This window comes from Roseibium sp. R5, assembly GCF_055755305.1.
The window spans coordinates 4,571,220-4,594,354 of record NZ_CM146910.1 but is presented as its reverse complement, the minus strand read 5'-3'; the positions used below and the strand labels follow the sequence as shown (position 1 = coordinate 4,594,354).

Genomic DNA, 23,135 nt, shown 5'->3' with positions numbered 1-23,135 from the left:
GTGGTTCTCTCTGCGCTTTCGGCGGATGATCTGAAATTCCTGACCTACGACTGGCCGGTCTTTGCCCATGCGCACCAGTTGCCGCCGGAGACCGATTGGGCGGTCTGGCTGCTGATGGGCGGGCGCGGGGCCGGGAAGACACGGGCAGGAGCCGAATGGATCCGGGCGCGGGCGCTCGGGCACGGCTGGTGCGAACCGGGCTTTGCCGGGCGGATCGCGTTGGTCGGCGAAACCTATGCGGATGTCCGTGAGGTGATGGTGGAAGGGGTCTCCGGACTTCTGGCCGTGCACCCCGGTGCGGAGCGGCCGCAATGGACGCCAAGCCGCCGCCGGCTGGAATGGCCGAACGGCGCAGTGGCGCAGGCCTTTTCCGCTGAAGACCCGGAGGCCTTGAGGGGGCCGCAATTCGACATCGCCTGGTGCGATGAACTTGCCAAATGGACGTATGCCGAGGAGACCTTCGACATGTTGCAGTTCGGGCTGAGGCTGGGCCGCAAACCCCGCCAGTTGATCACGACAACGCCGCGGCCGGTGCCGCTCCTGAAACGGCTGATGAAACAGGCGGGCACCGCCATCACCCATGCCCCGACCAAGGCCAATGCGCTGTTTCTGGCGCCGGGCTTTCTGGAGGCGGTGGTCGGCCGATATGGCGGCACGCGCCTTGGCCGGCAGGAACTGGACGGCGAGCTTATCGAGGACCGGCCGGATGCGCTCTGGTCGCGGGATGGACTGGAGGCCGCAAGGGTCGCAGCAGCACCGGAGGATCTGACGCGCATCGTCATTGCGATCGACCCGCCGGTGACGGCAACGGCCAAGGCGGACGCTTGCGGCATTGTCGCCGCGGGGCTCGGCAGTGACGGCAAAGCCTATGTTCTGGCCGACCGCAGCCGCCGCCCGGCAAAACCCGCGGATTGGGCCGAGGCGGCCATCGGGCTCTGGCACGGATTGAAGGCCGATTGCCTGATCGCCGAGGTCAACCAGGGCGGCGACATGGTCGCACAAGTGATTGCGAGCGCCGATCCATCGGTGCCGGTGAAACAAGTGCGGGCATCGCGGGGCAAGTTCTCAAGAGCCGAACCGGTCGCCATGCTCTACGATCAGGGCAAGGTGCACCATGCAGGCACGTTTCCCGAGCTGGAAGACGAGATGGCCGACTTCGGCCCGGGCGGGCTGTCCAGCAAACGCTCTCCTGACCGGCTCGACGCCCTCGTCTGGGCGGTCTCAGACCTGATGCTGGGCCCCAGGGCCGAACCGAAAGTGCGCGGGCTTTAGACTACCCCACTCAGCCGCCCCGGACCTGATCCGGGGCCTGAGTTGCTCCGGATATGGTCCCGGATCAAGTCCGGGACAGTGGAGAGGCAGAGGTTATCCGGAAAAACAGACGTGGTTCCAAACGGCTACTTGAATAGTGGCATGCACTTTGATCTGCAACCTCACTTGCCGAGCAGCGTCAGGCAATAGCGTTCCAGGTTGGTCAGATGCATGGTCCAACCGGCCGCGTGGGCGTCACGCAAAGAACCGGACGCGTTTTCGGCAAGATCGTGCCAGCCGCTGTGGACGAGGGTGAGACGCGCCCCGTTGCGCTCAGCGAGGATCGACAGTGTCAGGAGCGTCGCCCCAGACCAATCGTTATCCGCCCAAGTCCAGGCGAGGGTCGTGGGCGGATCGAATGTGACAATGGTGCCGGAGGTGATCGTCTGGTGGCCCTCGTTGGTCCAGACTTCGCGGAACGCACCGCCCGCACGTGGCTCCAAAGAGATGTGAGGTCCGAACCAGGCGGACAGATGCTGAGCCTCGGTCCAGAGTGACCAGAGAACAGCGGGGGCGACCGGAAAACCGCGTTCGATCTGAATCACGTTCTGATTGGTCATCTCACGCTCTGCCTCCTGAGGGAGCAAAGAATAGCAGCTTTGGCGTCGGTGCGAAGCGGCGCGTTTGAATCCGTTTGCCAAGTCCCTGAATCGGTTTCTCAAAGCCTTGACTCAGCGCTTTAACAGGCGCGGAAAGGATCAATATTTCATGCGCTTAAGAAAGGCACTTGAATCACTTTGGGGTGTAGATCCCGCAGCGGCACTTGAGGAAAAAGCCTCCCGCACCGGGCCTCTGCTTGCGATCCAGGGGACTGCGCAGCCGGTCTGGAGCCCGCGCGATTATGCGGCTCTGGCGCGGGAAGGTTTTGCGAAAAATCCTGTGGTGCACCGCGCTGTCCGGCTGTTGTCGGAGACGGCCGCCGCTGTGCCGCTGCTGCTCTTTGAAGGGGATAAGGAGCTGTCGGAGCATCCGTTGCTGGCACTGCTCGCCCGGCCCAATGCCCATGAAACCGGCGCTGATTTTCTGGAGGCGCTTTACGGCTATCTGCTGGTCTCCGGCAACGCCTATCTGGAGCAGGTGCCGGTCGATGGTGTCCCGCGCGAACTTTATGCGCTGCGGCCGGACCGGGTGAAGGTGGTGCCGGGATCCCATGGCTGGCCGGAGGCCTTCGACTACACCGCCGCGGGCCGCACCGTGCGCCTGGCTGCAGAAGCGGACGCCGGAGAAGAGGCAGCCTCGGTCCGGCATTTGAAGCTGTTCCATCCGCTCAACGATCACTACGGGTTTGCGCCGGTTGAAGCTGCACAGATGGCGCTCGACATTCACAATGCGGCGGCAAGCTGGAACAAGGCACTGCTCGATAATGCCGCCCGGCCCTCCGGCGCATTGATCTATGGGGCGGGCGATGCGCTCAACCTGACAAGCGATCAGTTCGACCGCCTCAAGGCCGAGCTGGAAGACGGCTATCAAGGCGCGCGCAACGCCGGACGGCCCCTGCTGCTGGAAGGGGGGCTCGACTGGAAGCCGATGGGGCTCACCCCGAAGGACATGGATTTCATCGAGGCGAAAAACCAGGCCGCCCGGGAGATCGCGCTCGCCTTTGGGGTGCCGCCAATGCTGCTCGGCATTCCGGGCGACAACACTTACGCCAATTATCAGGAAGCGGGCCGGGCGTTGTGGCGCGGGGCGGTCCTGCCGCTGGTGCGGCGCACGGCAGGCCATCTTGCCAGTTGGTTGGGACCAGCCTTTGGCCAAGGGTTGCGCCTGGAGCCGGATCTCGATGCGATCGAGGCCTTGTCGTCGGAGCGGGAGGCCTTGTGGCGGCGCGTCGGTGCGGTCGCTTTCTTGTCGGACGACGAAAAACGCCAGGCCGTCGGCTACGGCGCACGGGCCGGCACATAAGGGGAGGCGCAGGATGATTGAAGACTTGACCGCTCACGTTATGGCGCGCGGGGATTTGGCCCATCTTGCGCTGTTTTTGTGGGCTGCGACGGCGACCTTGATAGGCCTCGTGCTCGTCCGCGAGCTCGCCCTGTCCAATCAGCGCTTTTCCGACTTCGTCAGCGAGGTCGCCCGGCTGAACCGTTATCTCGCCGAGCTCGGAACGCTTTAAGGCCAATACATCTTAAAAGGAGGGCGGAATGAGCCTTCAAAGCAACTCCCTGGACAGCGGGAGACCGCAGTGCCGTGCCCGCAGCTCGAAAACAACGCTGCTGCAGCGGTTTGGCGCCAAGGCATCCGGTCACCGGACCGAGCATTTGCCGGTTTTCCGGGATTTTTCGGGCCGTTTGTTTCATCTCGCCATTCAGGTGAGGGAAGACGTCAAACCCGCTCGTGGAGGCGGTGCTTGATGGCCGGAGCCGTAAGGGCCCCGGTGCGGATTGCCGGTTATGCCAGCGTCTTCGGAAAGCCGGATGGCGCTGGCGACACGGTTCTGCCAGGTGCGTTCCGGAGGAGCCTCCGACAGCGTCCGCCGGCACGCGTTGCGCTGTTGTGGCAGCACGATCCGGCCCGCCCGCTCGGCCGTTGGACGCGGTTGATGGAAACACAACACGGGCTATGGGCCGAAGGGGACCTTGCCCCGGGCGTTGTCGCAGCCTTCGAGGCGGCGAACCTGATCCGGGCAGGGGCTCTTTCCGGGCTTTCCATCGGCTTCAAGGCGCGCACCGCCCGCAGACCGCACCGCGGATCTGGCCGGGACCTGCAAGACATCGATCTCTGGGAGATTTCCCTCGTCACTTTCCCGCAAGTCGACGAGGCACGAGTCCGGCTTTTGACACCGCCTCCGAACACATCAACCCCACGCACACCGCACATTGGATCAAGGGAGTATTTGTGATGACAGGACCTTCAGACTGGACGCCCGATGACCTGCCGCTGGAAACAAAGGCGGACATGCCCGGCGGAATGCCGCCAGTTCCGGCTGCTCCAACCGCCGATACCTCAGGCGGAGATGACGTTGCCCGGACCTTTGACGTGTTCTTCCGGACTTTCGAGAGCTACCGGGCGGTCAATGATGCGCGCCTTGCGGAAATTGAAAGCCGGGGCAGTGCGGACGTGATCTCGCTGGAAAAACTCGACCGGCTGGATGCAGCCCTCGACGCCACACAGCGGCGTCTGGATGATCTGACCTTGAAAAGCCGCCGCCCTCAGATCGGCAGGCAGGGTCCGCGTCAGATGACATCGGCGGCCTTGGAACACAAGGCGGCCTTTGAGGCCTATGTGCGTTCCGGCCGGGAACAGCCCTTGCGTCCGCTGGAAGTCAAAGCCCTGTCGGCCGGATCTGATCCGGATGGTGGCTATCTGGTGCCGGAGGAAACGGAAGCCGGGATCATGCGCCGCCTGTCGCAGGTCTCTCCCATCCGGGCGATTTCCGGCAACCGGCAGGTCTCATCCTCAACCTACAAGAAGCCCTTCGCTGTAACTGGCCCGCAGTCCGGATGGGTTGGTGAAACCGCCGCCCGGCCGCAGACGAACAGCCCGCAACTGGCTGAACTGACATTCCCGGCGATGGAACTCTATGCGATGCCTGCCGCGACATCGACCCTGCTGGATGATTCGGCTGTCGACATGGATCAGTGGATCGCGGAAGAGGTGGAAGCCGCCTTTGCCGAACAGGAGGGAGCGGCCTTTGTCAATGGCGATGGCGTCAACAAGCCGCTCGGCTTCCTTCAGGCACCGCGTGTTGCCGAGAGCAGCTGGACCTGGGGTTCGCTCGGCACGATGCCCACCGGCACAGCCGGAGCGTTCCCGGCATCGGATGCCGGAGATACGCTCATTGACCTCATCTATTCCTTGAAGAGCGGCTACCGGCAAAACGGCCGGTTCGTCATGAACCGTAAGACACAGAGCGAAATCCGCAAGCTGAAGGACGGCGACGGGACCTACCTGTGGCAGCCGCCTGCCGGTGTGGACGGGGCGGCGACCTTGCTGAATTTCCCAATCACGGAAGCTGAGGACATGCCGGACATTGCCAATGACGCCCCCGCGATTGCTTTCGGCGATTTCCGGCGCGGCTATCTGGTGGTGGACCGTATGGGCGTGCGTCTGTTGCGTGATCCTTATTCCGCAAAGCCCTATGTGCTGTTTTACACCACTAAACGGGTCGGCGGCGGCGTTCAGGATTATGACGCGATCAAGCTTTTGATGTTCTCCGCATAAAACTGGTCACACAGGGCTCACGTTTTCTTGCCTTGTAAGTCCTACCTAGCAGACCCACATCCTTCAATGAACGATGAGGGTCGTTCCTCCCCAGACTTGGCGCCGCACTCCTTTGGACCTGCGGCGCCTTCTTTTTTGGGAAACGCCCATGACATCGATCCGTTTGAATGATCCGGCCATAGAACCTGTGGCGGTCGAAGAAATGCGCGCGCATCTCCGGCTGAACGGCAGCGAAGAGGACAGCAGCCTTTCAGGCTTTCTCAAGGCCGCCCGCACGCACATCGAACAAGCCACCCGGCGCGCTCTGATTTCCCAGTCCTGGCGACTTTACCTGGATGGTTGGCCGGTTGGCCGTATTGTCCGTCTGCCCGTGTCGCCGGTTCAGTCCGTTGATCAGATCACAGTCTATGACCGCGACGGCAATGCCTCCCAGCTTCAGTCTTCTGATTGGCAACTCGACCGCTCCACACAGCCTGAGCGCGTCAAAATAAAACTTGGGGTCGGGCTCCCCGCCTCAGACATGATGGCGGCTGAAATTGATTTCACAGCCGGATATGGCGCGGCCGCCTCCGATGTTCCTGAAAACTTCCGGCAGGCCGTGCGCCTTTTGGCCGGGCATTGGTTCGAACACCGGGAGGCCGGAACGGATCTGGCTGTTGCCAGCCTGCCGCAAGGGCTCGACCGGCTGTTGTCGACCGTCCGGGTGCCACTCTTATGAGGGCCGGGGCTTACCGTGTGCCGGTGATCTTGCAGCGGCCTTTGGAGACCCGATCCGCTTCGGGGGACACAACGACCACTTACGAAGCTGCCGGATCCGTGTTCGCCGCGCTTCGCCTGAAAAGTCAGAGCGAGCGCTTCGCGAACAGCCGGACGGCAAGTTCCAAATTCTGGGAGATCCGCTTGCGGCCCTTTTCCGGATTGGCTGGTGGCTGGCGGATCCTTTCTGGTACTCGCGTTTTCCGGGTTTTGTCGGTCTGCGATCCAACCGGCCTGAGACGGGAACTTCTATGTGAGACCGAGGAGGAAAGCCCATGAGCCTTTCCAGCGTTCAAACAGCGCTGCGGGCCGGTTTGTTTTCCCTGCTCAAGGCTGATGGCGTCCTGTCCGGTTTGCTGGGGCCGGACCGGATTTTTGAAACACCGCCGCGGGCAGATGCCTTTCCCTACCTCGTGCTGGAAAGCTTTGAGACCAGGCCGCTGCTTACGGAGATTGGCGAGGGTATGGTGCACTCACTGGCCCTAAGCGTGTTCTCCCGCAAGCTCAGCCGGGACGAAGCGGCCGAGGCTGCAGGCCGTGCGGCAGAGGTCCTGATGATTGGGCCGGTATCCTTGACCGGAAACAGGCTTGTGAACCTCACCATAACGAACGTGCTCAGCCGCAAGCTGCGCGACGGACGGGGATATCAGGCATCGAGTTCCTTAAGGGCGGTCACCGAGCCGCTTACCTGAGATGACCTTCTGACAGGAGAACGCCATGGGCGCACAGCGCGGACGTGATCTGCTCTTGAAACTGGATGCTGCATCCAACGGCACGTTCGTCACCGTGGCGGGCCTTCGGGCGCGGCAGGTGGCGCTGAATGCCACGACTGTCGACATCACCACATCCGACAGCGCGGGCCGCTGGCGCGAGCTTCTGGAGGGGGCCGGAACCCGAGCGGCAAGCCTGTCCGGTTCGGGTCTATTCCGGGATGCGCAGAGTGATACCGCCGTTCGCCAGCTCTTTTTCGACGGTTCGATCCGCCCCTGGCAGGTTGTCGTTCCGGACTTCGGAACGCTGGAGGGCCAGTTTCAAATCACCAGTCTGGAATATGCCGGCCGTCATGACGGTGAGGTGACCTTCGAACTGGCGCTGTCCTCCGCGGGGCAGGTGAGTTTTACCGCCGTTTGAGGGATGCAATTCGGGGAGAGAAAAGATGCCAAACAGATTCCGTGGAGAGATATCCGCTCAACTCGATGGCCGGACATGGACGTTGGTTCTGACGCTTGGTGCGTTGGCCGAGCTGGAGGCAGCCTACGAGTGCGAGAGCCTTCCAGCCCTGCTTCAGAGGTTTTCACCGGACAGCTTGTCTGCATCCGACATGATCGTTTTGTTGGGGGCCGGCTTGAGAGGTGCAGGCCACGATGTCACCAATGATCAGGTGGCGATGATGCAGGCCGCTGGCGGTGTCGCCGGATTCGCCGCGATCACGGCGGATCTCCTGACGGCCGCGTTTGGTGCCCCCTCTACGGAAGACGACGAACCGCGGGCGGAAGCATCTTAATGCTGCCCTGGGCGGATCTCTTGCGGATAACTGCAACGCGCTGGGCTTGGAAGCCGGCCGAGTTTTGGGCGGCGACGCCGCGGGAACTTGAGGCTGTGTTGGGCCTTGGCCACCCTGCGGATGGCCTCAAACGATCCGAATTGGACCAGCTGATCAGAACCCATCCGGACACAGCAACATGCGGCCGTGCCGGAGACCAGAAGGAAGGGAGATCTCATGACTGACCGTGATCTGGATCTTGATGTCCCGCTGGCGGACCTCGAGGAGTTCCGGACGAAGATGATGGAGATCGACCGCAGCGCTCAAAACATTTCCCGCAGTCTTGTCGGCGGCCTCAAGTCGGCCCTTGTGGATGGCAAATCGCTCGAAAGCGTCTTCAAGAAGATCGCGTTGTCCGCGTCCTCCCGGGTGCTGAATTCAGCGCTCGCACCTTTGGAAAAGGCGGCAGGCAGCCTCTTCGACACAATTATCCCGTTTGCCAAGGGCGGGGTGGTCGGCGCTCCGGCGCTGTTCAATATGGGAAATGGCGTGTCCGGTTTGATGGGCGAAGCCGGTCCGGAGGCGATTCTGCCCCTTGCCAGAGGAGCGGATGGGCGCTTGGGGGTCAGGTTCGCGGAGGGCGGCCGGTCCCCCATGCCAGCAGTGCAGGTAAATGTGACTGCGCAGGATGCCGAAAGTTTCCGGCGGTCAGAAGCTCAGGTCTCGGCGATGGTGGCCCGCGCCGTCGGACGGGGACGACGCGGGCTCTAACACCGGCCTGAAAAGGAGGGGCTCAGGAACCGGCGTTTGCCGCAGCCGCAAGCATGGCGGCAATCTGGTCTTTCAGGTGAAGGCGCTTCTTCTTCAGGTCTTCAAGAACTTCATCGGATGCAGGTGTCACATCGGTTTCGATGCGGTGCACTTCGCGGTTGATGGTGTGATACTCTTCGGCCAGGCGGGCGAAATGGGCATCGGTGGTCTTCAATGTGTGGAGCGCGTCTGCCGCGTCCGGGAATTCTTCATGCAGTTCGTGAGGAACGTGACTCATTCTATTTTGCCTCCTTTAGAGGCCCCCAAAGTGCCGCCGCCAGCTTCCAAACACCTTGAGACAGATCAATCAAAGTCCGATTTGCGACGGAGATTTTCATGGACGCCTTTCTGAATGAGAGTTTTCCGGGAAGTATTGCCTTTGGAGTGCTCGGCGGGCCGGAGCGCCGGACCGAAATTGTTCCGCTGGCGACCGGCTACGAGACCCGCAATGCGCGCTGGGCGGACAGCCGCCGCCGTTATGATGCGGCAACCGGTGTGCGATCGCTCGCGGACTTGAGGGCGATCCTGGCCCTGTTTGAGAAGGCCCGCGGCCGGCTATACGGCTTCCGCCTGCGCGATCCCTTTGACCATGCGAGTTCAATGGCGGGCAATCCGCCTCAAGCCGTGGATCAGTCCATCGGGGAAGGAGACGGCAGCACGGTCCGGTTTCCCTTAACCAAGACATACGGGAGCGGTGATCTGGCCTATCGCCGGGCCATCCGGTTGCCGGTTGCAAGCAGTGTGCGGGTAGCAGTGGCCGGGGTAGACCAAACCGCCGGGATGGACTTTGAGGTCGATGCGTCGACGGGCGACATCGTGTTTTCCGAAGCGCCGTCCTTAGGGAGTTCCGTCACAGCCGGTTTCCTGTTCGACGTGCCGGTCCGGTTCGACACCGACCGCCTGGACCTCAGCCTGACCCATTTCGAAGCCGGCGACATTCCCTCGATCCCTTTGGTCGAGATCCGGCTCTAAAGCCACGGGAAAACCATGAAAACTCTGCCGCCAAACCTGGCCGCGCATCTTGCGGGCCGGATTACCACTATTGCGACCTGCTGGATCGTCACGCGCGCAGATGGCGTCCGGCTCGGGTTTACCGATCATGACCGGGCCTTGAGCGTGGAAGGCGTTGTCTGCCAGCCGCAAAACGGCCTTTCACCATCGGCGATGAGCGATGGGCCGGAGTTCGCCACCGGGGGCGGGGATGTCTCTGGAACGCTGGAAAACTCGGCGCTTTTGGAGACGGATCTGGAAGCAGGCCTGTGGGATAATGCGGACGTCCGGGTCTTTCTGGTCAATTGGCAAACGCCGTCAGATCATGTCTTGCTAAGGCGCGCCCGCATCGGCGAGGTCGGCCGTGCGGGGTCGGTGTTCCGGGCCGAGCTCCGGGGGCTGGCGCATCTTCTGGAGAGCCGGCAGGGGCGGGTGTTTGCCCGCATTTGCGATGCGGATCTTGGCGACAGCCGGTGCAAGGTCGATCTGACCAATCCGGCCTATCGGGCAACGGCCACGGTGACAGTCGCACAACGTGAATGGCTCCGCGTCACCGGGCTGGAGACCTATGCAAATGGCTGGTTCAGCCGGGGCAGGGTGACGGTGTTGACTGGACCGCTTGCCGGATTTGCATCGGAGGTTGCCAGTCACCGGCAGGAAGGTGCCGTGTCGGTTCTGTCGCTGTTCCAGCCGGCACCCGAGGCACTTGCACCGGGAATGGAAGTCGAGGTCCGGGCTGGCTGTTCCAAGGATCTGGAAACCTGCCGGACAAAGTTTGCCAATCATCTGAATTATCAGGGGTTTCCGCATATGCCGGGGAGCGATTTCGCCTTGTCCTATCCAAACCGCAACACCGGCCTCAACGATGGCAGCGCCCGTGTCGAGTGACGCTATGGGGACCGGCCGGAGGGCGGTGCTTGCCGAGGCGCGCCGCTGGATCGGCACGCCCTACCGCCATCAGGCAAGTTGCCGGGGCGCGGGCAGCGATTGCCTGGGGCTCCTGCGCGGCATCTGGCGCGCGCTTTATGGGGACGAGCCGCAGGCCTTGGCGCCCTATTCGGCGGACTGGGCGGAGACCGGCGGGCGCGAAACGCTGCTTGAGGCCGGACGGCGTTGGCTTTTGGAGATCGCGCCGGAGGCCACCGAGCCCGGCGATGTTCTTGTGTTCCGCTGGCGGGACGGCATGCCGGCCAAACATGTCGGCATCCTGAGTGCTCCGCTTCAAGCCTCCCCCCGTCTCATCCATGCCTATGAGCGGGTCGGAGTGATCGAAAGCCCGCTGGTGCCGAGCTGGCAGCGGCGGATCGCAGCAAGTTTCACCTTTCCGAAGGAGACCGTCTGATGGCAACGCTTGTGCTTGCAGCTGCCGGAAAGGCCGCCGGGGCCGCCTTTGGTCTGGGCGGGTTTGGCGGGGTGATCGGCAAGGCGGCGGGCTCGCTTGCCGGAAATCTGATCGATCAGTCCCTGTTTGGCGGCGGGGCCTCACGGGACATTGAAGGCAGCCGGTTGGCGGATCTTTCCGTGCAATCGTCCAGCGAGGGCGCATCCATCCCGAAGGTCTATGGCCGGGTGCGCCTCTCAGGGCAGCTGATCTGGGCGACCAACTTCGAGGAAGTCGTCACCACGGAAGAGCAGGGCGGCAAAGCGGGCGGCAGCCGCAGCACCGCGACTGTCACCAGCTACAGTTATTTTGCCAATTTCGCCGTGGGCCTGTGCGAAGGAAAAATCGCCCGCGTCGGCCGGATCTGGGCGGACGGCAAGGAGCTCGACACTCGGCAAATCACATTTCGGCTCTATTACGGGTCGGATGATCAGATGCCCGATCCGCTGATTGCCGCGCTTCAGGAGCCGGCGCCTGCTTACCGGGGCACGGCCTATGTCGTCTTTGAACGGCTGGATCTGGAACCCTTCGGCAACCGCTTGCCGCAATTGAGTTTTGAGGTGATCCGGCCGGTCGAACCGCTGGAAAACCAGGTCCGGGCAATCACGATCATTCCAGGCGCCGGGGAGTTCGCTTACGCGCCGGGTGTGGTCTCCGAGGTGTTGGGCCCCGGCGAGCAGCGGCCCATCAACCGGCATATGGTTGCGAGCACCTCTGACTGGAACGAATCCATCGAGGAACTTCGGGCGCTGTGCCCCAATCTCAAGCGCGTTGCGTTGGTTGTCGCCTGGTTCGGCGATGACCTGCGCGCCGGATCCTGCACCGTCCGGCCGAAGGTGGAAGCCAATGGCACGGTCACTGTGGGCGATGTCTGGCGTGTTGCCGAGCTTGAACGGGACGAGGCCGACGAGGTGTCACGCATCGACGGGCGGCCTGCTTATGGCGGGACACCGTCCGACAGCAGCGTGATTGCTGCCATTCAGGATCTGAAGGCGCACGGTCTTGAGGTCCTGCTTTATCCGTTCATCATGATGGACGTGCCAACGGGCAACGGTCTGCCGGACCCCTATGGAGACACCGAGCAGGCACCTTACCCCTGGCGTGGGCGCATCGTTCCGGTGGGTCCGGTTGCGGCGGATGTTGCAAGTTTCACAGGGACGGCCTCGGCGGCGCATTTTTCCGTCAGCGGCGGCACGGTTACCTACAATGGACCGGATGAATGGTCGTTCCGTCGGCATATCCTCCATTGCGCGGCGCTTGCAAAGGCGGCAGGCGGGGTGGAAAGCGTTCTGGTCGGCACGGAAATGCGCGGCCTGTCCCGTGCGCATGCCGGTGGGGGCAGTTATCCGTTCGCCGACCAGCTGCGCTTGCTTGCGTCAGACGTCAGGGCGCTTGTCGGCAGCAACGTCAAAATCTCCTATGCGGCGGACTGGTCCGAATATGGAGCGCATCAGGTCTCTGATACCGAACTCCGTTTTCCGCTCGATACGGTCTGGGCATCGCCGGAGATCGACTATATCGGCATCGACAACTATCTGCCCTTGAGCGATCTGCGCGATGACGGCGATCCGGGCGGTGGTTTCAGTGGCTATGACCTTGCGAACCTGCGTGGTGGCATCAAGGGCGGGGAATATTACGACTGGTACTATGCCAGCAGCGCGGACCGGGCCACGGGCACCCGCACCGCCATCACGGACGGCGCCTACAACAAGCCCTGGGTTTTTCGGACCAAGGACATCTGGAGTTTTTGGCAAAATCCGCATTACGAGCGGGTGGGCGGTGTTGAGGACGCAGCCCCGACCGGCTGGGTGCCGCAATCCAAGCCTGTCCGGTTTACCGAGCTTGGCTTTCCGGCCATCGACCGGAGCGCCAACCAGCCGAATGTTTTCGTCGACCCGAAGTCATCGGAAAGCGCGTTCCCTTATTTCTCGCGCGGCTTTCGCGATGATGTCAGCCAGCGCCGGGCGCTGGAAGCCTCGCTCAGCTGGTGGTCGAACAGCCATCCGGAGTTCGAAGCGGGCGACAATCCCGTGTCTCAAGTATATGACGGGCCGATGGTGGATCCGGACGGGATTTATCTCTGGACCTGGGACGCGCGCCCGTTTCCGGCCTTTCCGATGTTCTCCAACGTCTGGGCCGATGGGGGCAACTGGCGGCTCGGGCACTGGCTCTCCGGCCGGCTCGGCGGCATCTCCATTCAAGGCCTGTGCAAGGCGGTGCTCGCCGACTACGGCGTCTTGGAAGAGGATGTAAAGGTCTTCGGTCTTGCGGGTGGTCTCGATGGATACACGTTGAGCGGCCCTGTCAGCGCGCGTGATGTACTGGAGCCCGTGCTGACCGCGTTCTCCGGACAGGCCTCGGACCGGGGCACGCATATCGAGCTTTCGACTGTTCTGCCGGAAACAGTGACCACCCTTCACGCGGACGGCCTTGCCGACCCGGGCCCGGAGGACAGCCTGCTCTCGCGGACACGGGCACAGGCGAGCGAACTCTCCGCTGAAGTCCGCTTCGGGGCAGATGATCCTGTCAGCGATTTCCGCCGCCGGGTTTCCGCGTCCCGCAGACTGGAGGGCGGCAGCCGACAGGTGGAAACGCAGATCCTGCCTGCATGCTCCATGCCCGAACCCTTGAGCATAGCGGCAGACCGGCGTCTCCACCGGATTTGGTCGGAACGCGAACGGCTGTCGTTTGCCGTTGGCCCTGACCGGATTGATCTGGAACCGGGCGACGTCGTAGCCTTGAGCGGCACGCCGACCGCCACATTTGACCCGCCGCTCACCGTGCGCGTGACATCGATTGAAGATACCGGGATCCGCCGGATCGAGGCGGTGCGGATAACGGCGGAGCTGTCGCCGGCTGCAGGCGGTCCGGATGCCCCCGGCGGCGGGTATCAGAATTCCGACTTGAGCCCGCCTTATGTCGTGTTTCTGGACTTGCCAAAACTTAACGCCGGCGATCCGGACGATGCCGTGCGCATTGCTGCATACGCCAAACCCTGGCCGGGCGGACTGACTGTGATGCGCAGCGCCTCGGAGGCCGGTTTTGCAGCCATCATCAGCATTCCCGCGCCAGCAAGTATCGGAACCTTGACCGCGCCATTGGCACAGGGGCCGATGTGGGTGTTTGACCGCGCAAACACTCTGGAGGTCACGCTCCTTGACGGCCAGCTGCAGAGCCGGAGCGAGAGGCAAGTCCTGGCGGGCGCGAACGCGGTGGCTGTGCGCTGCCAGTCCGGAGGCTGGGAGATCCTGCAATTTGTCACCGCCGAACTAATAGCGCCGAAGACCTACCGGCTCAGCACCTTGTTGCGGGGGCAAAGGGGCACGGATACCGAGATGCTGAGCGGTGCGGCTTTGGGGGGCGATGTGGTGTTGCTCGCAGAAGACAGGACACCGCTGGTGCCAATCTCCGGCGATCAATCCGGCCTGAGCCTCAACTATCGCATTGTGCCGGAGGGGCGGGCGCTGGACGATCCGGCTGCGGTGGCAGTGAGCCACGCGAGTACCCAGCGGGCGGCCAGGCCCTTGGCCCCGGTTCACCTCAAGGCCCGGCGGACGGGGAGAGGCATTGTCCTTAGCTGGATCCGCCAGACGCGGGACAGCGGTCTCAGCTGGGAACAGGCCGAAGTGCCGCTTGGCGAAGAGTTTGAAGCCTATGAGATTGACATCCTGACAGACCAGGGCGCGGTTCTGCGCACGCTGACCTCCGACAACTCAACTGCCCTTTATCCAGGCGCCGAAGAACTTGCTGACTTCGGCGGAACACTCGGTGAAATTCATTTTGCCGTTGCCCAGCTCTCCCAACGCACCGGGCGCGGTTATGAGCGAAAGGCTGTCCGTCATGTCTGAGACTTTACGTCTTGCCCTCCCGTTGCTGGCGGCCGCACAGGCCCAGAAACATGTCACCCACAACGAGGCGCTCCTGACGCTCGACGCGCTCAGCCAACCGGTGGTGCAGTCCCGTGACCTGACTGCGCCACCTGCCGCCAATGAGGGGGATCTTTATCTTGTTGCCCCGGGCGCTACGGGTGACTGGGCGGACCGGGACGGGGAGCTGGCCGAGTGGCGCAATGGAGCCTGGGCGTTTCATGCGCCCTTTGAGGGGCTCGCCATCCATGTGCTGGCGGAGGGGCTGGACCTGAAGTACCTCGCCGGGACTTGGCGGGACATGGGTGGCCCGCTCTCCGAAACGCGCATTCTGGCGCGCGGTAGCTTCGGGGCGCAAAGCGAGCACCGGGTGATCGAGGCAGAGCTGTCCGCGCTGTCCGGGGCCTTTGTCGAGACAGGGTTGATTATCCCAAGCCGGGCGATCGTCTTTTGTGTCTCTACCCGCACGGTGACCGCAGTCACCGGGGCATCGTCCTACGACTGCGGTTTATCAGGCGAGCCGTCCAAGTTCGGCGGTTCCTTGGGGATAGCTGCGGGCAGCAGCAATCTTGGCGTGATCGGGCCAACGGCGTTTTACGCCGATACCGCTGTCCGGCTTACGGCGAACGGCGGTGCGTTTGGCGGCGGCACAGTCCGCCTTGCGGTGCACTGCTTCTTTCCCATTGCCCCAGCTGCGTGAGCGATCACAGCGAACTCATCACCGCGTCTTTGACTTGAACATCCAATCCGGGAGAAACGCATGAAAGTCAGCGATCAGGGGCTCGCCTTTCTGGCGGCACATGAGGGCTATGTTTCGCGGGGCTATCTGGACCCCGCCGGTGTGGTCACCATTGGCTACGGCTTCACCATGCGCAGCCGGATCTTTGCCGGCTGGTGGCGCAAGCGGCATGGCCGAGGGCTGGCGGTCGGGGACCGGATCTCGCGGGATCAGGCCAACAAGCTGCTGCTGACACTTCTGGATGAGGAATATGCACCGCCCGTGCGCAAAGGTCTTCCCGGTTTGCCGCAGACCCAGTTCGATGCTTGTGTCTCGGTGGTCTACAATCTCGGCAGCCGGGCGCTTTCCTGGCGTTGGGCGCAGCAATTGAAGATGGGCAAGGTCTCTGAAGCCGCCCGCCTCCTGACGCAAACGGGCCTGACGGCCGGCGGCCAGCGCCTGAAAGGGCTCATCAAACGCCGAACGGCGGAAGCACGGCTCCTGGAACACGGCGACTATGGCCTTGCCTCGGCCGCAGCACCGCCAGCGCCGGGAAGCGATATCCTGGAGCTGCAGCGCTCCTTGAAGATGCTCGGCTTTGATCCGGGGCCAATCGACGGGTTTTTTGGGGCTCAGACAAAGGCAGCTGTCAAGGACTTTCAAAAGGCCTATCCGCCCTTGGCCGTTGATGGCATCCCCGGACCTGCCACCCGCTCCGCCCTGGAGCGGGCCATCGCCCTTCGAAACGGCACCGGCCTTGTCGGCATCCTGACACTTCTCACCGGCAGCGGGCTGCTTCTGGAAGATCTGTCTGGCGCACTAGCCGCGCTCATCCTCACTGGTGTTCCCAGCCTCAGCGCCATTCTCCTATGGCTCTGGCAACGGCGCGGCGCGATTTTTCTATGGCTCAAGGAAAACTTGAGCAGTTTTTGAACGCAGTCTGAGCAAATTCAAACGGCCGCTACCGAGTGCGGGTTGTGGCTTTCTAAGAGATGAGCAAAATTTCCTGAAACCTCCTGACAGGAAGCTGTCAGGAGGGGGCTGATAGGGTGCTTCCTGTTACCGCAATTCAGGAGCATTCCGATGACTTTCAAACCTCAGCATTTCAACGTCTGGATGGAAATTCCCGTTTCTGATCTGGACAAGGCGATTGTCTTCTACAACAACGTCTTCCAGACAGAATTGAACCTTGTCACTGATATGGGGCCAAATCCTTTTGCCATGTTCCCGACCAGCGAAGAAAACGGAGTTGCCGGGCATCTTTACCCGGGCACACCGGCTGAAAAGGGCACAGGTCCTACCATCCACATTGCCTGCCCGGACACGCTGGAGGAGACAATGGAACGGTTTGCCAAGGCAGGCGGTGAGGTCATTTCCGATCCGATCCCGATCCCGGCCGGCCGGTTTGCCTACGGCATTGATCCGGACGGCAATTCCATTGGCATGTTCGCCGTCAACAGCTAAGGCGGCACCCGCATGAGACGCGCCGACCGCCTGTTTCAGATTGTTCAGTATCTGCGCGGCGGCCGCCTCGTTCGGGCGCGCCAGCTGTCCGAATGGCTGGAAGTCTCTGAGCGGACCATCTACCGCGATATCGCCGACCTTCAGGCCTCGGGCGTGCCCATCGAGGGCGCGGCCGGGGTCGGCTATATTCTGCGCGATGGCTACGATCTGCCACCTCTGATGTTCACCCGCGATGAAATCGTAGCGCTTTTGGCCGGAGCCCGGATCATCCGGGCCTGGGGCGGGGCAGCAATGGCCCGCGCCGCCGAAGAGGCCATGGTCAAGATTGACGCCGTTATCCCCGAGCGGATGCGCGTGCGCCAGAACGAGATCGAAATCCACGCTTTCGCCCCGGAAATGACCGAGGACGTGCGCGCCCTGATCGACTTTCTGGAGCTTGCCGCCGACAACCGGAAACGCCTGTCGATTTCCTATTCGGACGCCAAGGGGCAGACCTCGGACCGTGTGCTCCGGCCCCTCGGCCTCTGGTTTTGGGGCAAAGTCTGGACGCTGGTGGCCTGGTGTGAACTGCGCAATGATTTCCGAATGTTCCGCCTGGACCGCATGGCGGATGTCAAGGACACAGGCGAAAAGTTCCGGCCGGAACCCGGCACGACCCTCAAGGATTTTTATCGCCTCATGGAGGCGGAAGGCCACGGCAAACCGGATCCATAGAAAAAGCGCGTTGCTTACGCATAGTCTGCCGGCAGGTTCATTGGGGTGACAATCTGGATGTCACTTTCCAGCTGCGATGGCGCCTCCGCGAGCCCGTGGAAGGCGAGACACTGCCGGAACGCCGCTCGCATGTCGCATTTCAAATCATGATAGAGCACAACTGACAGTCTGTTTTGGGCAAGAAGCTCAAGATTGTCCTCATCCAAATCATGCGCGATAAAGGTGGTTGGCTGGAGCCCCATGCCTTCCAGAGCGGCGAGGATGGCCCGGTTTCCGCCTCCCATGGAATAAACGCCATCAATCCGTTTCTGATTGAAAACCTGCCCGGTTACTTCCTTGCCGGTCGCCGGATTGTGTCCGCCGCCGCCGCTGGCATCCAGCAGCTGAATTGAGGGACGCAATGCGCGCATCTGGTTGCTGAACCCTTCATATCGGTGTTCTTCTCCCTGGAAACTGTGCTGGCTCAGTGTGGTCAGCACAGTGGCTGCGTCGGCCGGCAGCCACTTGTGCATAAGATAGGCGGCGGTTTGACCGGCCCGAATGTTGTTCAGACCGGCATAGGCCAGACGACCTGAGCCCGGATTGTCAGTGAAAATGGTGACCACCGGAATACCTCTGTCCGTCAGGGCGTTGATCGCCGCGCGAACGAGGTCGGTGTCGCGGGCCTTCAGGCACACACCCTGGCTTCCCCGCCGGGCGATCCTCTCCAGTTCCAAAGCGCAGTCTTCTGGTGTCATCGTCTCAAACAGCTTGAACCTTGGCCGGATTGCGATGGGTTTGAATTCTCTCAATACCGCTTCGCTGGCTCGTTGGATTTCGCGACTGAAACGCGTGGGAGCTTCCACCAGAACATCCAGAAAAATGCGTCTTCCACGGGCGGCCAGCTGCCCCTCCTGACGGCTGAGCTCCTCAATCGCATCCTGCACCCGGTGTCGGGTCTGCGGACTGACATGAGCCCGATTGTTGAGGACACGGTCAACGGTCGCGGTGCTCAAACCGGACTGAAGTGCAATCTCCTTCACTGGAAAGCGATGTGTCATTTGATGGATTCTTGATGGATTTCTTGTCCGTTCGCAAGTCTCATGACTGGTAAGCTCCTCAAAAGATCCAGTCAGGGAGGACACCATGGATCAGCAGATAACCCCTACCGGTTACTTCGACGAGACAAGCTGTGACTTGGACGCCTTCATCGCCTTAACCGGCCGTCAGCTTGACAAGGCCAACGTTTCACATGCGGATCGTGTTCTGAAGAATGTTCCCGTTTATCGGATCAATGACCTGCAGAATTCACTTCAGGGTGAGAGCAGCCGGCGCCGGCTGATGGCCGAGTGGGCGACAGTGCTCAAGGATCTCTCCGGTGTTCTTGTTCTGGAAGGGGCCTACCCCGACACGGGGCCGATTGACCAGGCAACAGATGTTTACAATCAGATCATTGCGGAGGAAAAAGCCCAAAGTGTCGGAGGTGCTGACCATTTTGCCGCCGCTGGGTCGAATGACCGGATCTGGAATTCATTGCAAAAACTGTGTCTGGCAGCTCCGGATGTCTTTGCGGACTACTTTGCAAATTCCGCGATTGATGCCGTATGTGAAGCCTGGCTCGGGCCAAACTATCAGATGACAGCACAGGTCAATCTGGTCCGCCCCGGTGGCGCTGCGCAACAAGCCCACCGGGATTACCATCTCGGATTTCAGACCGCCGCCGAGTGTGCCCGCTATCCGGCTCATGTGCATGATCTCTCACCGGTCATGACGCTGCAGGGGGCTGTTGCGCATACGGACATGCCGGTGGAAAGCGGGCCGACCAAACTCCTGCCGTTCTCCCAGCTCTACCGCCCGGGATATGCCGCTTACCGCCTGGAGGCGTTTAAGAGCTACTTCGAAGGCGCCCATATTCAGCTCCCCCTGTCGAAGGGGGACGCGGTGTTTTTCAACCCGGCGCTGTTTCATGCCGCTGGTGCCAACACAAGTTCAAACATCCAACGCATGGCAAATCTTCTGCAAATTTCCTCCGCGTTTGGCCGGGCCATGGAAAGCGTAGACCGTATGGCAATGTGCCGCGCACTGTATCCGGTGCTGCTGGATAAAGTTCTGTCGGGGACGATTGAACCGCAGGCCTTGGAAGCAACGGTTTCGGCCTGTGCGGAGGGATATTCTTTTCCCACCAATCTCGACCGTGATCCTCCCGTTGGCGGGTTGGCACCAGAAACCCAGAAACAGTTGATGTTGCGGGCCTTGGGTGAGAGATGGTCTTTCGCCAAACTTGAGAATGCACTGACTGAACAAGCAGGGCGCCGCCAGGCATAGCTTTGGTGAGAGGACTTGGCCTAGTCAGCCGACGCCAGACCGCTGCCGATGATTTCGCGGATGAGCTTGCGTTTCATCGCCTCGGCATAGTCATCATAGGTGCCGGCGACCTCGACAAATGCACCGGGGCCGCGGATCACCTCGGCGTAGTAGTAGTCGACCGGTACGGAATCCGGTCCGGCAATTACCAGGCCGTTGACCGTGATGCCGTTGAAGTCAAACGCCTTGTAGGCGCTGTCGGGGCCAAACCCGTCATTGTTGATGCCATCGCCAGCAACATCGATCACCTTCCGGCGGCAATGGGCGGGGGCCTGTTTCATCAAAACGGCCGCATGTCCCAGCGCATAACCAAGAGCGGTCGGAAACTCTGTGTAGCCGCGGCCGGCTTGCCGAAGAATGTTGGAAGCTGCAGACGCGCTGGCGCCGTCATTGATGAACCGCCAGCTCAGTTGCTCGACCTGTTGATAGCGGCCGCTCCACTCAAAAGCTGTGACATATATTCCGCCAACCACTTCGATGGCGTTGACAACATCCGGGTCCAAAAACGCATCGGCGAGCCCGTTAATCTGGAGTTGATGCTCCCGGGCGTCGACACTGGCGGAACTGTCCATTGCCAAAACAAGCGCCACGGAACATGCCTGCGCCACGCCGCCAGACGCAATTTGCAGGACGCCGGCGAGGCCGCAAACAATTCCGGCCTTTAGGACGGCTTTCAAACGGTGGCGCGTTTGTCCGAATGGCAATGCGCTTTTGAGATGAAGTTGGGCCATGGTTGCAGGGTAACTGGTTTTCCTGTTGCAAAGAACAAGCATTGTTTCATGTTGCGTTGCAAAATAAGTTCCGGCTACACTTGAAGAAATCAAAACAGCCGGGGTACGCTCGGGGCATGTATGCATCCCATGGTTTCTTGAGATCCGACATCGGCGATGTCGATGTGGTCTATCACGACGGCCTATTTCATCTATTTCATCTCGTTCTGCCCAATCACGACTTTATTGCACACGCCGTGAGCCCGGACGGGATGACGTGGCGGCGTGTCAAAAACGCGCTGTTCGTCGGGGAACCGGGCGATTGGGACGATGACATGCTGTGGACCATGCATGTGACCCCGGATCCCGAACGGCCCGGCAGCTGGCGGATGTTCTACACTGGTCTTGCGCGGTCGGAATTCGGGCGCGTGCAACGGGTTGGTCTTGCGCGGTCTAAGGATCTTTATCACTGGGAGCGCTCGACCTCGAAAACCTATCCGATCGAGGTGCCGGGGCCACATTACGAAAGCTCGATCGATGAAGGCCGGCAATGGGTCAGCTTCCGCGATCCATTCTATTTTCAGGATCCCGATACAAAAGAGCGGCTGCTTCTCGCCTCTGCTCGGATCAAGGACGGGCCGATCATCCGGCGGGGCTGTGTGTCGCTCGCCGTTGAGGAAGCGCCCGATCAGTTCGTTTTTGAAGCACCGCTTCACCGGCCCGGTTTGTATGATGATGTGGAGGTACCGAACCTCTTTAAGCTGGACGGCCGGTATTACCTGATGGGCTCGATCCGCGAGGACATCAAAATCCATTATTGGTATGCCGATCAGCTCCGCGGACCCTATGAAAACTTCTTCGACAATGTCTTGATGCCGTCGGGAAACTATGCGGGGCGCATCTGTAAAAACGGTGGCGATTTGCTGCTGTTCAACTTCTTCTCAAAGACGGAAGTCGTTTACGGCCGGGAGAGCGTCAAAAAGCTGCTGCCCCCGCCGAAGGAACTGGTGACGGATGCAGCTGGCCGGCTGAAAGCTAAGTCTTTTTCAGGCTTCAACGATCTGGTGACGCGCAGCGAGAGTGTAACCGCCTCCTATCAATGCAAAAAGCTCTACGCCAATCCGCATGCTTCGGTGATTGACCGCGAAGACGGCCTGCATCTGTCTTGCAAGAGCGGGTACGAGGCTTTTCTAATGCCCGGCCTTCACCAGGATTTCCGGCTGCGGGCCGAACTGACTCTTGAGGGTTTGGGCAAGACCGGTCTTGTCTTGCGCATGAATGATGAGGGGGACGGGTATTACCTGTCGCTCGATCTGGTCAACGGCATCGCCCAGATGCGGGCCTGGGGCGCCAATCCGACACCGGAGTTTGAGCACGCTTTCCGATATGCACCGCTGCAAGAAGCCCATTTCCGGGGCAACGCGCATGGGCCGTGGCAGGTCGAGGTGGTCGCTCACGGGATGTATGTTGAGTTTTCCGTCGACGGGTATGTGGTGTTGTCGCTGGTTGATGACAGTTTCGCCGAGGGCGGGGTCGGGTTTTACACCGAGAGCGCTGCGGTTTGCCTCAGCCATTTGACGATAGAGACGTTAAGCCGGCCCGTCACGGAAGCTGCGGCAGAGCAGGTTTACACCGCCACATATTTTGCCCCTGAAGAGGAGGCCTGAGTGCGCGCGGAAAATGACAATTCAAAACCGCTTCTACTGGTCTCGGACATCGATGACACGCTGACCGGGGACCCCGCCGCGCTTCGCCGGCTGTGGCAGGTTTTGGAGCGGCACCGCGGTCGGCTCAAGATCGCGTTGAATTCCAGCCGGCCAGCGCCCAGTGTCGATGAAACGCTCCGGTCCTATTTCCCGGCGACTTTCGCGCCAGATGCTGTGATTACCGGTTTGGGGACAGAAATCCGGTTACAGGGCACGTTGTTGTCCTCATGGTCGCAGCAGTTCGACGCCTGGCCGGATGTTCAGATCCGCGAATCGGTGCTCAAGATGGGCCATACGCCGCACGACGCGGTGTTTCAAACGCCGGGCAAGGCGAGTTTCGCGGTGCCCGGTCGGGAGCGGGCGGACTTGGTTATCCAGCGCCTCAAAGACGCCGGGTTTTCCTTCAAACATATTTTTTCCGGCAAGAGCGATCTCGACATTCTGGCGCCAGAGGCAGGCAAGGACGCCGCCATGCGCCATCTGGCAGACCATCTCGGGATCGCCTTGCAAGATACGATTGCAGCCGGAGATTCCGGCAACGATCTGGCCTTGTTTGAAGCCGCAGGTAAAGCCATTGCTGTCGGCAACGCCCGCCCGGAACTGTTGGCTGCGATGCCGAAAGACAAGACCTATCACGCCGCAGCCCATCATGCGGCCGGCGTTCTTGAAGGATTGGCTGCGTTCAATGCCATTCCACGGTCAGACGTTGAAAATTAGTTCGA

At 61.4% G+C, this 23,135-nt stretch carries 28 protein-coding genes; 24 read left to right on the top strand and 4 right to left on the bottom strand.

Translation table 11 applies throughout. The features are described 5' to 3' along the window. Positions 1–1,272, top strand: coding sequence for a DNA-packaging protein (locus tag AC0J4F_RS21370; RefSeq protein WP_473024618.1), 1,272 nt, complete (start codon positions 1–3; stop codon positions 1,270–1,272). A 161-nt stretch (positions 1,273–1,433) separates the two neighbouring features. Here the strand turns inward: AC0J4F_RS21370 and AC0J4F_RS21365 are convergent, their stop codons facing one another. After that, positions 1,434–1,871, bottom strand: a complete 438-nt coding sequence (locus tag AC0J4F_RS21365) for an SRPBCC family protein (RefSeq protein WP_473024617.1) — start codon at positions 1,869–1,871, stop codon at positions 1,434–1,436. A 148-nt stretch (positions 1,872–2,019) separates the two neighbouring features. Here AC0J4F_RS21365 and AC0J4F_RS21360 point away from each other — a divergent pair, with 148 nt between their 5' ends. From AC0J4F_RS21360 to AC0J4F_RS21305, 12 genes are all read left to right on the top strand, one after another. Beyond that, on the top strand, positions 2,020–3,213 hold the full coding sequence (locus tag AC0J4F_RS21360; RefSeq protein ID WP_473024616.1) for a phage portal protein: 1,194 nt from the start codon (positions 2,020–2,022) through the stop codon (positions 3,211–3,213). Positions 3,214–3,226: 13 nt separating this feature from the next. Further along, positions 3,227–3,424, top strand: coding sequence for a hypothetical protein (locus AC0J4F_RS21355; RefSeq protein WP_133951010.1), 198 nt, complete (start codon positions 3,227–3,229; stop codon positions 3,422–3,424). A 28-nt stretch (positions 3,425–3,452) separates the two neighbouring features. Further along, positions 3,453–3,662 carry a hypothetical protein gene (locus tag AC0J4F_RS21350; protein ID WP_473024615.1) on the top strand — a complete coding sequence of 70 codons (210 nt, stop codon included), beginning with the start codon at positions 3,453–3,455 and terminating at the stop codon, positions 3,660–3,662. Continuing rightward, complete coding sequence (locus AC0J4F_RS21345; protein WP_473024614.1) at positions 3,662–4,150, top strand: HK97 family phage prohead protease; 489 nt, start codon at positions 3,662–3,664, stop codon at positions 4,148–4,150. Before AC0J4F_RS21350 ends, AC0J4F_RS21345 begins: the two co-directional genes overlap by 1 nt. Beyond that, entirely contained in the window at positions 4,150–5,472 is a 1,323-nt protein-coding gene (locus tag AC0J4F_RS21340; RefSeq protein WP_473024613.1) for a phage major capsid protein, read from the top strand. The genes AC0J4F_RS21345 and AC0J4F_RS21340 overlap by 1 nt, the downstream gene beginning before the upstream one ends. A gap of 148 nt (positions 5,473–5,620) precedes the next feature. Beyond that, entirely contained in the window at positions 5,621–6,190 is a 570-nt protein-coding gene (locus AC0J4F_RS21335) for a head-tail connector protein (RefSeq protein WP_473024612.1), read from the top strand. Beyond that, positions 6,187–6,507 carry a head-tail adaptor protein gene (locus tag AC0J4F_RS21330; protein WP_133951001.1) on the top strand — a complete coding sequence of 107 codons (321 nt, stop codon included), beginning with the start codon at positions 6,187–6,189 and terminating at the stop codon, positions 6,505–6,507. Before AC0J4F_RS21335 ends, AC0J4F_RS21330 begins: the two co-directional genes overlap by 4 nt. Further along, on the top strand, positions 6,504–6,920 hold the full coding sequence (locus AC0J4F_RS21325) for a DUF3168 domain-containing protein (RefSeq protein WP_473024611.1): 417 nt from the start codon (positions 6,504–6,506) through the stop codon (positions 6,918–6,920). Before AC0J4F_RS21330 ends, AC0J4F_RS21325 begins: the two co-directional genes overlap by 4 nt. A gap of 25 nt (positions 6,921–6,945) precedes the next feature. Continuing rightward, positions 6,946–7,359, top strand: coding sequence for a phage major tail protein, TP901-1 family (locus AC0J4F_RS21320; RefSeq protein WP_133950998.1), 414 nt, complete (start codon positions 6,946–6,948; stop codon positions 7,357–7,359). Positions 7,360–7,384: 25 nt separating this feature from the next. Further along, positions 7,385–7,732, top strand: a complete 348-nt coding sequence (locus tag AC0J4F_RS21315; protein ID WP_133950996.1) for a gene transfer agent family protein — start codon at positions 7,385–7,387, stop codon at positions 7,730–7,732. Continuing rightward, positions 7,732–7,956, top strand: a complete 225-nt coding sequence (locus AC0J4F_RS21310) for a phage tail assembly chaperone (RefSeq protein ID WP_473024610.1) — start codon at positions 7,732–7,734, stop codon at positions 7,954–7,956. Before AC0J4F_RS21315 ends, AC0J4F_RS21310 begins: the two co-directional genes overlap by 1 nt. After that, a complete protein-coding gene (locus AC0J4F_RS21305) occupies positions 7,949–8,482 on the top strand; it encodes a phage tail tape measure family protein (RefSeq protein WP_209002478.1) in 534 nt (177 codons plus the stop codon). Before AC0J4F_RS21310 ends, AC0J4F_RS21305 begins: the two co-directional genes overlap by 8 nt. A gap of 22 nt (positions 8,483–8,504) precedes the next feature. Here AC0J4F_RS21305 and AC0J4F_RS21300 read toward each other — a convergent pair whose 3' ends face one another. Continuing rightward, positions 8,505–8,759: an HP1242/YdcH family protein gene (locus AC0J4F_RS21300; protein ID WP_040451743.1), complete on the bottom strand. Its 255-nt coding sequence runs from the start codon at positions 8,757–8,759 to the stop codon at positions 8,505–8,507. A 98-nt stretch (positions 8,760–8,857) separates the two neighbouring features. Between AC0J4F_RS21300 and AC0J4F_RS21295 the strand changes: the two genes are divergently transcribed. The 8 genes from AC0J4F_RS21295 (at position 8,858) to AC0J4F_RS21260 (ending at position 17,654) form a co-directional block, all read left to right on the top strand. Further along, complete coding sequence (locus AC0J4F_RS21295; protein WP_133950992.1) at positions 8,858–9,493, top strand: DUF2460 domain-containing protein; 636 nt, start codon at positions 8,858–8,860, stop codon at positions 9,491–9,493. A gap of 15 nt (positions 9,494–9,508) precedes the next feature. Beyond that, a complete protein-coding gene (locus AC0J4F_RS21290; RefSeq protein WP_473024609.1) occupies positions 9,509–10,399 on the top strand; it encodes a DUF2163 domain-containing protein in 891 nt (296 codons plus the stop codon). After that, entirely contained in the window at positions 10,389–10,853 is a 465-nt protein-coding gene (locus tag AC0J4F_RS21285; protein WP_473024608.1) for a C40 family peptidase, read from the top strand. Before AC0J4F_RS21290 ends, AC0J4F_RS21285 begins: the two co-directional genes overlap by 11 nt. Next, positions 10,853–14,740 (top strand): baseplate multidomain protein megatron, encoded by a 3,888-nt coding sequence (locus tag AC0J4F_RS21280; RefSeq protein WP_473024607.1) that lies wholly within the window; start codon positions 10,853–10,855, stop codon positions 14,738–14,740. Before AC0J4F_RS21285 ends, AC0J4F_RS21280 begins: the two co-directional genes overlap by 1 nt. Then, a complete protein-coding gene (locus tag AC0J4F_RS21275; protein ID WP_473024606.1) occupies positions 14,733–15,458 on the top strand; it encodes a DUF2793 domain-containing protein in 726 nt (241 codons plus the stop codon). The genes AC0J4F_RS21280 and AC0J4F_RS21275 overlap by 8 nt, the downstream gene beginning before the upstream one ends. A 60-nt stretch (positions 15,459–15,518) precedes the next feature. Beyond that, positions 15,519–16,409 (top strand): glycoside hydrolase family protein, encoded by an 891-nt coding sequence (locus AC0J4F_RS21270; protein WP_473024605.1) that lies wholly within the window; start codon positions 15,519–15,521, stop codon positions 16,407–16,409. A 150-nt stretch (positions 16,410–16,559) separates the two neighbouring features. Then, positions 16,560–16,940 (top strand): VOC family protein, encoded by a 381-nt coding sequence (locus AC0J4F_RS21265; RefSeq protein ID WP_055671179.1) that lies wholly within the window; start codon positions 16,560–16,562, stop codon positions 16,938–16,940. A gap of 12 nt (positions 16,941–16,952) precedes the next feature. Next, entirely contained in the window at positions 16,953–17,654 is a 702-nt protein-coding gene (locus AC0J4F_RS21260) for a helix-turn-helix transcriptional regulator (RefSeq protein WP_133950978.1), read from the top strand. Between the two features lie 14 nt (positions 17,655–17,668). On the opposite strand, the gene AC0J4F_RS21255 is transcribed toward AC0J4F_RS21260, so the two are convergent. After that, positions 17,669–18,694, bottom strand: coding sequence for a LacI family DNA-binding transcriptional regulator (locus tag AC0J4F_RS21255; RefSeq protein ID WP_473024604.1), 1,026 nt, complete (start codon positions 18,692–18,694; stop codon positions 17,669–17,671). 85 nt (positions 18,695–18,779) lie between these two features. Here AC0J4F_RS21255 and AC0J4F_RS21250 point away from each other — a divergent pair, with 85 nt between their 5' ends. Beyond that, positions 18,780–19,958, top strand: coding sequence for a phytanoyl-CoA dioxygenase family protein (locus AC0J4F_RS21250; protein WP_473024603.1), 1,179 nt, complete (start codon positions 18,780–18,782; stop codon positions 19,956–19,958). Between the two features lie 20 nt (positions 19,959–19,978). Here AC0J4F_RS21250 and AC0J4F_RS21245 read toward each other — a convergent pair whose 3' ends face one another. Beyond that, the gene (locus AC0J4F_RS21245; protein WP_133950972.1) at positions 19,979–20,728 is read right to left on the bottom strand and encodes a DUF1194 domain-containing protein; all 750 of its coding nucleotides are present in this window, start codon (positions 20,726–20,728) and stop codon (positions 19,979–19,981) included. A 116-nt stretch (positions 20,729–20,844) separates the two neighbouring features. Between AC0J4F_RS21245 and AC0J4F_RS21240 the strand changes: the two genes are divergently transcribed. Both AC0J4F_RS21240 and AC0J4F_RS21235 read left to right on the top strand, forming a co-directional pair. Then, a complete protein-coding gene (locus AC0J4F_RS21240; RefSeq protein ID WP_166672772.1) occupies positions 20,845–22,374 on the top strand; it encodes a glycoside hydrolase family protein in 1,530 nt (509 codons plus the stop codon). Then, positions 22,375–23,130: an HAD-IIB family hydrolase gene (locus tag AC0J4F_RS21235; RefSeq protein WP_166672771.1), complete on the top strand. Its 756-nt coding sequence runs from the start codon at positions 22,375–22,377 to the stop codon at positions 23,128–23,130. Positions 23,131–23,135: the final 5 nt, after the last annotated feature.